Origin of the sequence: Novosphingobium kalidii (genome assembly GCF_040534015.1) — a bacterium.
GTDB lineage: Bacteria > Pseudomonadota > Alphaproteobacteria > Sphingomonadales > Sphingomonadaceae > Novosphingobium > Novosphingobium kalidii.
Map to the genome: position 1 here is coordinate 1 of NZ_JBEWLY010000003.1, position 9,542 is coordinate 9,542.

Consider the following 9,542-nt stretch of genomic DNA (forward strand, 5'->3'; position numbering starts at 1 on the left):
CTGCTCCTCGGTGTACCTCGACTTCTTCATTTCCCAGCTCCTTGCCTGATGGCTCTAAAGCGCCGGAAAATCTCACTCAAAGTGGATGAAAAAAAATAGGGAGGACGTCACCAGGCTCAGCTGTGTGGGATGCTCTCGCGACCCAGCGCCGGCACTTGATGAATGAGCGTCGTCGTTCAGGCGCCCGCTAGATCGCCACCGAATGTCGTAGTCTGGTGGAGAACGGTTTGGAGCGATGAAGTCCCGCACTTGCCGTTCAGTGTTCGAGGGCCTCGCTTGAAACGGGACATACGTCAGCCGGTCGTACGGCGGCTCACAGGCTGAAGCTCATCGCTACGGCAGTCCAGCACTGGCGTGCAAAGATCGGCGTAAAGACGCTCAACATCGAGTCGGGCAGCCCACGGGAGAACGGATACTGCTACTCCTCAACGGCTCGCTACGTGACGAGCTGCTCACCGTTTATCAGCGGGATCTTCAAAGTTGTGATGCTGGCGACCTTTCCTTGAGGGCGAGGAGGCAGTAAGTGGGGGTGCTGCATCAGCGTGGGCTCATTCGTGACAGCAGACCCTTCCGTTTCCGGTCTCGAAGCGGCCTTCCTGGCAAACCGCGAGGCGCTGGCGCGTTTCCTGCGTGCGCGGGGCGCCGGCGACGCTGCCGAGGACCTGGTGCAAGAAGTGTGGCTGAAGATCGCGAGCACACGCTCGGGACCCGTTGCTGCGCCGCTGGCTTATCTCTATCGCACCGCGGACATGCTGATGATCGACCGCTACCGTTCTGCGCGCCAGTCCGGATCGCGGGACCGCGCATGGGCGGAGACTCATTCCGGCTTCCCACCGGGCACGTCAGACGAGCCCTCGGCCGAGCGTCGCATCGCGGCGGCACAGGAGGTGCACAGCGTACTCTCTCTCCTGGACAGTTTGGGACCGCGCGTCGCGACGGTGTTCCGTCGGCACCGCATCGATGGCGTCGCGCAGAAGGCACTCACGCATGAACTCGGCGTGAGCTTGAGCACGATCGAGGGGGACTTGCGCGTGGCCTACCGTGCAATCGCCGAATGGAAGGACTCGCCGCGGAATGGACCGGGACAGTGAGGCTTGCGCCCATCGCCTCCGTCTACGCTTGTGAAGGAGCGCACGATGGCGAGTGACGGGACGATCCGGGCGGAAGCGCTCGACTGGGCGGTGCGGACGGGCGATCCGAGCTTTGCGGACTGGGACGCCTTCGTGCTGTGGCTCGAAGCCGATCCTGCGCATGCGCTCGCCTACGATGCGGTGAGCGCCTCCGTCAGTGATGCTGCCGATCTGATTGCCAAGGCCGGGCCGGCGAACGACGATGGTCCCGCAGCGGAGCCCGTGCGCCATCGCCGACCGGCCTGGCTGGCTGGCGGGCTGGCGGCGCTTACACTGGTCGCAGGTATCTCGACGTTCTTTGCCGCACAGCGGGACCTCTACCTCGTCGAGACTCCGCCAGGCGAGACGCGCACCGTCGCGCTGGAGAGCGGGACGCGAGTGGAACTGGCGGGTGGCACCACAATTGCGTTCGATCGGGATGACGCCCGCTACGCTCGGCTGGACCACGGCCAGGCCCTTTTCACAGTGCGCCATGATGCAGAGCGCCCTTTCGAGGTGAACGTCGGCGAGGAGCGGCTCGTCGATCTCGGCACGGTCTTCGATGTCAGCAGCGACGCAAGTGGGTTGAAAGTCGCTGTGGCCGAAGGTGCCGTCTCCTTCGATCCCGAGGGCGCGGCCGTGCGGATCGGTCCTGGGCAGGCATTGCGCCGACCGGCGGGTTCAAACGAGCTGGTACTGGTGGACGTCCCACCGCAGGAAGTGGGCGAGTGGCGCGACGGCCGCCTGACTTTTGAGGCCACCCCTCTGGACGAGGTGGCGGCGAGGCTGACGCGTGCGACCGGAGTCGTCTATGCGGCAGCACCAGGAGGAGCCTTGGTGTCTGGCTCGATACTGACGGCCTCCCTGCGCGAGGATCCGGCGGCCATCGGTCCGCTGCTGGGGGTGGCCGTGCGCCGCGAAGGTGGCCGCTGGGTGATCGGCGGACGCTGAGCCGTGCGGCGTAGCGCATTGATCATGGCAGCGGCCGTTCTCGCCACGCCGGCTACGGCTCATGCCAAGGAGGTTGCGGTTGCGACTCCCGCCGGCAGCGCGGTTGAGGTCGCGATCGTGCTTGCGCGCCAGACGGGGACCAGCATCGTCATTGTCGATCCGCAACTGGCACGTCGCCGTATCGGGGCGCTGCGGGGCCGCATGGCGCCAGTCGAAGCCGTCCGCCGCCTGGCCCGCGCAGCAGGCGGGCGCGCTTTGTCTGCAGCGCCAGGAGCCTGGCGGATCGAGGCCGCCGCGCCGGCTCGCGCGGCGGCAGCAAAGCCATCGCGCATAGAGGCCGCCGACCGCGCACCGGAAGCCGTGGACGCCGAGCTGATCGTCGTCGTCGGCTCCAAGCGCGAGTTGACGCTGGCGAAAGTCCCGGGCCAGGTCTCCATCATCAATGGGCGCGCACTGGAAGTGGGTGGCACGGGCGGGACCGAGAAGATCGCGCAGCGGATCCCCACCGTCAGTTCGACGCACCTGGGCAGCGGACGTAACAAGCTGTTCATTCGCGGCATCGCCGATTCCAGCTTCACTGGCCCGACCCAAGCGACCGTCGGTCAGTACCTGGGCGACTTGCGCCTCACCTACAACGCCCCCGATCCCGACTTGCGGCTCTCAGACATGGCGCAAGTAGAAGTGCTCGAAGGGCCGCAAGGCACGCTGTACGGCGCCGGTTCACTTGGCGGCATCATCCGCCTCGTGCCCAACCCGCCGGTGCTTGGCGAGGCGAGTGCAGCGGTAGCGCTGGGTGGCGCGCTGACGCAGGAAGGCGCGCCTGGCGGCGATGCCGGAGCGACCGTGAACCTGCCGGCGAGCACTGCCGTCGCCTTGCGTGCCACGATCGATGCAGCGACACTGGGCGGCTACATCGACAAGCCCCGTCTCGGCCAGGATGACGTCAACCGGACGCGCATCCTTGGCGGACGGATCAGCCTGCGCGCTGAACTCGCGCCTGAGTGGACCGTGGACATCCTCGGCCTGGGCCAATCCACCCGCGCGCGCGACAGTCAGTACGCGGCGCGCGGCGGTTCGCCGCTCGTCAGCGAAGCGCAAGTGCGCGAGGGGTCGAATGCCGACTACGCGATGGGGCAATTTATCATCTCTGGCCAGCTCAGCGGGTTAGGCCTCCGCTCCACGACCGGTGTCGTGCGCCAGGACCTGGAGGAGCGCTACGACGCCAGCCTTGGGGACATGCCCCGCCTCTTCACGCAGGAGAACCGCACCCGGATGATCGCGCACGAGACGCGGCTCTGGGCACCCGAACGCAACGGCTTTGGCTGGCTGGTGGGCGCAAGCTTCATCCACAATCGCACGGTGCTGACGCGCGGCTTCGAGGCGGAAGGCCTGCGCAGCAGCACGACGGGGGTGCGCAACACCATTGATGAGGCGACGCTCTACGCACAAGCCAGCTTGCGCCTGCGCGAGGGCCTGACGGCCACCGCTGGCGCCCGCCTCACTCACTCGCGGCTCGGGGGTGCGGCACAGGACGTCGCGCACGACGTGGCACCGGCGCTCGCCCTTGCGCGCGCGGCCGTAACGGCGGATCAAACGGTGAGCACCGCCCTTCCTTCGCTGGCTGTGAACGCGCAGGTCTCGCCCACAGCGACGCTTTACATGCGCTATGAGCAAGGCTTCCGTCCGGGCGGCCTGACGATGGAAAGCGACTTCGTAAGGCGCTTTCGCAACGACCGCACGTCGACTTGGGAACTCGGGCTGCGCCACAGTCGCACCGGCAGCGGCCCCTTCCACGTGACAGCAAGCGTTTCCTTCACCCGCTGGCGCGACATACAGGCCGACTTCATCGACAACGCGGGCCTGCCGAGCACCGCTAATATCGGCAATGGCCGCGTCTGGTCGGCCAGCGTTACAGGCGGCATAGAGATCGTGCGCGGCTTGCGGGCCGAAGCCGGCGTGGCCTGGAACAACAGCGAAGTGGACACGCCCACGTCCGAGCTGCTGACGCTCGTGGCGCGAGCGATGCCGGTGCCGGTCTCGAGCGCGCAGGCCTACGACGCGGTGCTGGCCAGATCGATGCAGGTCCCCAACATCGCCGAAGTTTCCGGACGCGCGGCGCTCAGCTGGAACCGTGAACTCGGCAGGTCCCTGCGTCTCTCGTCTAATCTTTGGGCAAGCTACGTGGGCAAGTCGCGGCTCGGCATTGGGCCGGAGCTAGGCGAACTCCAAGGTGACTACATCGACAGCAGCGCCGACGTGCGCCTGGGCACCGAAGCCTATGGCCTGACCCTGTCGATCAGCAACATCGCCAACAGCCGCGGCAACCGCTTCTCACTGGGCACGCCGTTCGCCACTGTGCGCGACCAGGTGACTCCGCTTCGCCCGCGCACGGTGCGGATCGGCCTGGACGCAAAGTTCTAGGAACTTTTTTCAAGGTCGCCTGCACAGGTCTCCGTCTGGGTATCGAAACCGACCTCAGAGGGACGAAGATGCCGCGCTACCTACCCCGGACTCTCCTTGCCACAAGCGCTGTGATTGCGCTTTCGACCGCCGCTCATGCGGAAGACGTGACCAACGCACGCACCGCCCCGCTACGGACTTCGACGATCCGCGGCGGTGCTGCGGCCGCGATTACGGTGACCAGCACCGGCTCGGTGGTGCTCTCCGGCAGCACTGCGATTACGCAGGACAGCAACCATGCGGTCGCAAACGGCGGGACGATCACCATCGCCAACGCCAGTGGCGCCATCGGCATTGACTCGCTGACGGGCACCAGCGGTGACATCACCAACACCGGCACGATCACCCTGGATGAGCCTTATACCCCGACCGATACCGACAAAGACGGCGATCTCGATGGGCCCTTCGCACTTGGGGCGAACCGAACCGGCATCCGCACGCAGGGCGCGCATGTCGGCAAGCTCACGCAAGCCGGCACGATCACGGTCGAAGGCAACGACTCCGCCGGCATTGCACTGGGAGGAAAGCTGACCGGGGCCTTCAGCCACGATGGCCCCACCAGGGTTCTCGGCGACCGCAGCATCGCAGTGTCAGCCCAAGCGATCGACGGCAACGTGCGTCTGGCCGGCACCGTCACCGCGCAGGGTCGCGATGCCATCGGCGCCCGCTTTGCCGGTGATGTGACGGGTGCGATGGTGGTGCAAGGCGCGGTCAGCGCGACCGGATACCGCTACACCACGCCGCCCACGGACGTTTCCAAGCTCGATGCCGACGACCTACTGCAGGGCGGGCCAGCTCTGCTCATCGAAGGCAGCGTGACGGGCGGGGTGATCCTCGCCGCCGCCCCCAAAGACGCCGATCCTGCCAAGGCGGATGAGGATGGCGACGGTATCGAGGATGCCAAGGAAGGCACTGCCCGCGTCTCCTCCTATGGCGCCGCACCTGCCCTTCAGATCGGCGCGACCGATCGTGCAATCGCGCTCGGCCCAATTGCGGGCACGCCGAGCGGTTTCGGGCTCATCATCGAAGGTGTGGCGGAAGCCCAAGGGATCTATGCCGGCGTCGCGTCGAACGGCGTTGTAGTTGCCGGCCGCGGCGGCGCGGTGAGCATCGCCAACGGGATCGGCTTGACCGGCACGGTATCGGCGGCGGCAAACGGAGCGAGCGCCACGGCGATGCGCCTAGGCGCAGGCGCGACGGCGCCGCTGCTGCAGAACGCGGGCACGATCAGTGCGACCAGCGGCAACGTGGCCGGCGCGGTTGCCTCGGCGGTGCGGATCGACGCCGGAGCCACACTCCCCACGATGCGCAATGCGGGCACCATCAAGGCCGTATCAGGAGAGAACGGCTCGGCGACTGCGATTTTCGACGCCAGCGGTACTCTCACCTCCATCGAGAACGCCGGGACGATCTCGGCCACGGGCGCAAAGGCAGGTTCTGGCCGCAACATCGCGATCGACCTCTCCGGTGCCACCGCCAACCTCTCGATCCGGCAAACTCAAGTGGCGGCGGGCATCTCTGCCCCCGCGATCGTTGGGGACGTGCTGCTGGGTGCAGGCGACGATGTGCTGGATATCGCCGACGGCACTCTCACGGGCGAAGTGCGCTTTGGTGCCGGCAAGGCCACGCTGAACTTGTCCGGGGATGCGGCGCAGACCGGCTCCGTGACGTTCGGCGCGGGCGCTGACGCGATGGCGCTGGCGGGCAGCAGCACCTACACCGGCACCGTGGACTTCGGCGGCGGCGCGGACACGCTGACTCTCGCCGGCACGGCTCGCTTCACAGGTGCCCTCGCCAATTCCGCTAGCGCTTCGGTGAAGGTCGGCGGTGGCACGCTCGACATCGACAAGCCGGCCTCCCTGGCCTCGCTCGACGTCGGGGCGAGCGGGGTACTGATGGTCACGCTCAACAAAGAGGCGAGCGCGGGCAGTGCCTACTCAGTCGCAGGCACCGCCAGCTTCGCGCAAGGCGCAAAGCTCGGCATTCGACTGGCCAGCGTATCCACTGCCGAGGGGAGCTACCAGGTCCTGACTGCCGGCACGCTGACAGGGCGCGACAAACTTGCGAGCCAGACCGACCTGGTGCCGTTCCTCTACAAGGCAGAGCTGAACAAGAATGCCCCCGCCAACACCATCGTGGTCGACGTGAAGCGGCGCACCGTGAAAGAGTTGGAGCTGAACCGCTCGGGTGCGGCGGCATACAACGCCGTCTTCTCGGCCCTCAGCCGCGACGAGAAGATCGAGGACGTGTTCCTGGGCATTACCGACGGGGAGCAGTTCCGCTCGGCAGTGGGCCAGATGCTGCCGGATCACGCCGGCGGCACATTCGAGGGTGTGAGCCTGGGCATCCGCACACTCGGCCGTCAACTGCAGGATCCGCAAGGCCCCCGCGAGATCACGAGCGGCGATCGCTTCACCACCACGCTGAACATGGCGTTCTGGGACAGCGACCGCGAGACCGGCGAAAGCGCGGCCTACAAGCTCAATGGCTACGCCTGGTCTGCAGGTGGAGAGTATCGGACCGGCATCGGCAGCTTCGGTGCGACGATCTCGTACCTGGGCAACCATCACGGCGACGGCGATATGTCCGACATCGACTCCACCGGCTTCGAGCTGGCCGCGCACTGGCGCGGCCGCTTTGGACCAGTCAGCGGCTTCGCTCGTGGTTCGCTGGGCAAGGTTAATTACGAGGGCGAGCGCACGTTCACCGGCTCGATCGGTCAAGAGACTGTGCGTCGCACGATGAGCGCCGAATGGGACGGCAGCTTCGTCAGCTTCGCCGGCGGCGCAGCGGTCGAGGGCGGCACACAGTTCTTCTTCTTCCGCCCCAGCGTGACGATCGACTACGTCCGGCTCAAAGAGGACGGCTATTCGGAGAGCGGAGGCGGTAAGCTCAATCTAACCGTCGACACACGCAAGAGCGACGAACTGGCCGTGAATCCCAGCCTTGTGCTCGGTATCGACTTCCTCGGCATGCGCGCGAAGGATGAGCAGTGGTTCCGGATTGAAACCGAAGGTGGCTGGCGCGAGATTGTGAACGGGGGGCTCGGCCGCACCACTGCCCGCTTTGAGGGTGGGGATGCGTTCACGCTTGAAGGCGACACGGCGACGAGCGGTTGGTTCGCACGCCTGCGCGCCGTCGGCGGAGCCAGCGGTTTCACCGCAGGCGGCGAAGTATCCGGGGAGGACCGCCACGGCCACATAAGCCTAGCAGTGCGCGGCTCCGTCACGATCGGCTGGTAAGCTCATAGCTTAATGAGGGCGAAGGGGCGAACCGGCGCCCTTAGTTCAATGCTAGCCTCTCTCCACACCATGCACTTAGGCCTTGAAGCGCCGGAGGCTGGCTCGGGAGAACCTGCCCGCTCAGCGAGTACTGCTGAGCGGCGTTCCTTGGACGCTCGGCGGTCGGTGAGATGGAGTTCCAGGCTGGAGTGGTTGTGCCCATTGGCGGGAGGCGTCGAGTTTGTTCTGGGGATTACTGGACTGTCTCGACATGCGCTCGGCCAGCTTCTCGAGGTCACACGGCTGCGGTTTCTGAGTGATCGGCGCACGACATCGCCATTCCGTCAGCTCTTTAAACCAGACGTAACGACTTGTTGCTGAGAGCCGCCAAACGGGATTTGGCGGTTTACACTCCAGTCTCGCCCGGACATCTAGCTCGCGCCAATCGGCTCTTCAATTAAGTGAGAAGTATCAACATGCCAGCTGCATCTCCCCAGCCCCCAGTCCAGCCCACTCCCGACGAGGCTTTGCAGCGACTGATTGCAGGCAATGCCGCCTTTGTCGCCGATGCTCCCCACGCACCGGACATTTCACTTCAGCGGCGCCTGGAGCTGGCACAGGGCCAGCAGCCTTTCGCCACGCTGGTAGGGTGTTCCGATTCTCGGGTCGGCCCGGAACATCTATTCGGCGTCGGTCTCGGTGACCTGTTCATCGTCCGGAGTGCTGGAAACAATGTCGACGCGGCGGGGATGGGCTCAATCGAGTACTCGGTCATGGCGCTCAAGGTCCCGTTGATCATCGTGCTGGGTCACGAAAAGTGCGGTGCCGTCGCGGCCGCGACTGACGTTTGCACTAAGGACGCGCGCTTTCCCGGCAGCATTGGCAGGATGATTGAGCCCATCTTGCCTTCGGTGATCGCAGCCCAGCGCGCGGGCGAAGATGGTGACCTGGTCGAGCGAGCCGTTGAGGAGAATGTCCGGCGTATGGTCGAGCGACTTCAGACCTATTCCGAGCCTATGCTGCTGGAACCGCAGAGTCGTGGCGAATTGAAGGTCGTGGGTGCAGTCTATGAACTGGCCACCGGGAAAGTGCGCTGGTTGTAATTAACAGGGCCATCTGATGCGAGCCCTGGAAGTTTCAATCGCGGCAGGTACCTGTCAGTATGTCTGAAGGCGCCCCACACGAGACATTACTTTCCAGTGCAATAGAGCCTTAGCATGGTCGGAAAGTAGGAGCGAATGCATGGTCACCCCGAAGCTGCTTTCGGGCGGTAACCCGCAGATACCGAAGGGCGAGGGGGATGGGCCTGTCCAAGCCTATATTGCTGCCATGCCGGGATGGAAGAACCGGATCGGCCGAGCACTAGATGCGGTGATCGAGCGGGCCGTCCCAAGCGTGAACAAAGCGGTCAAGTGGAACACGCCCTTCTACGGGATTGAAGGTGAAGGCTGGTTCACTTCTTTTCATTGCTTCGACCGATACGTGAAGGTCACTTTTTTCCGAGGCACCGCTCTTACTCCTGTTCCGCCCGGCAAGTCTAAACAGCAGAACGTCCGTTACCTCGACATCAGGGAAGCGGATGAGATAGATCTGGAGCAACTCGAAACTTGGATGAAGCAGGCTAGCAAGCTTCCCGGCGAACGCCTGTAAGATCGAGCAACGCCTGCTGCCGACCGAGGCTGTGTAAAAACGCGCCGAGGCGGAGTTGTCGGATCTTAGTGCGGTGACAGGCTGTGCACGATTTTTGCTAAAGGCGCGGCTCGTGATCAGGTGCGGGTCGCTGCAATGAGTGGCTGAATGC

6 protein-coding genes and 1 pseudogene are annotated in these 9,542 nt (G+C 65.1%); all 7 read left to right on the plus strand.

The annotated features are described in order from the left end of the window. Positions 1-323 precede the first annotated feature (323 nt). Positions 324-454: pseudogene (locus ABVV53_RS00760) on the plus strand (integrase core domain-containing protein); the annotation flags it as partial. 100 nt (positions 455-554) lie between these two features. After that, complete coding sequence (locus ABVV53_RS00765; RefSeq protein ID WP_353982413.1) at positions 555-1,091, plus strand: RNA polymerase sigma factor; 537 nt, start codon at positions 555-557, stop codon at positions 1,089-1,091. A 45-nt stretch (positions 1,092-1,136) separates the two neighbouring features. Then, positions 1,137-2,060 carry a FecR family protein gene (locus ABVV53_RS00770; protein WP_353982414.1) on the plus strand — a complete coding sequence of 308 codons (924 nt, stop codon included), beginning with the start codon at positions 1,137-1,139 and terminating at the stop codon, positions 2,058-2,060. Positions 2,061-2,084: 24 nt separating this feature from the next. Then, the gene (locus tag ABVV53_RS00775; protein WP_353982415.1) at positions 2,085-4,481 is read left to right on the plus strand and encodes a TonB-dependent receptor; all 2,397 of its coding nucleotides are present in this window, start codon (positions 2,085-2,087) and stop codon (positions 4,479-4,481) included. A gap of 68 nt (positions 4,482-4,549) precedes the next feature. Continuing rightward, on the plus strand, positions 4,550-7,762 hold the full coding sequence (locus tag ABVV53_RS00780; protein ID WP_353982416.1) for an autotransporter outer membrane beta-barrel domain-containing protein: 3,213 nt from the start codon (positions 4,550-4,552) through the stop codon (positions 7,760-7,762). 455 nt (positions 7,763-8,217) lie between these two features. Continuing rightward, positions 8,218-8,844 (plus strand): carbonic anhydrase, encoded by a 627-nt coding sequence (locus tag ABVV53_RS00785; protein WP_353982417.1) that lies wholly within the window; start codon positions 8,218-8,220, stop codon positions 8,842-8,844. A gap of 139 nt (positions 8,845-8,983) precedes the next feature. Continuing rightward, entirely contained in the window at positions 8,984-9,391 is a 408-nt protein-coding gene (locus ABVV53_RS00790) for a DUF1801 domain-containing protein (RefSeq protein WP_353982418.1), read from the plus strand. The last annotated feature ends 151 nt before the right edge of the window (positions 9,392-9,542 follow it).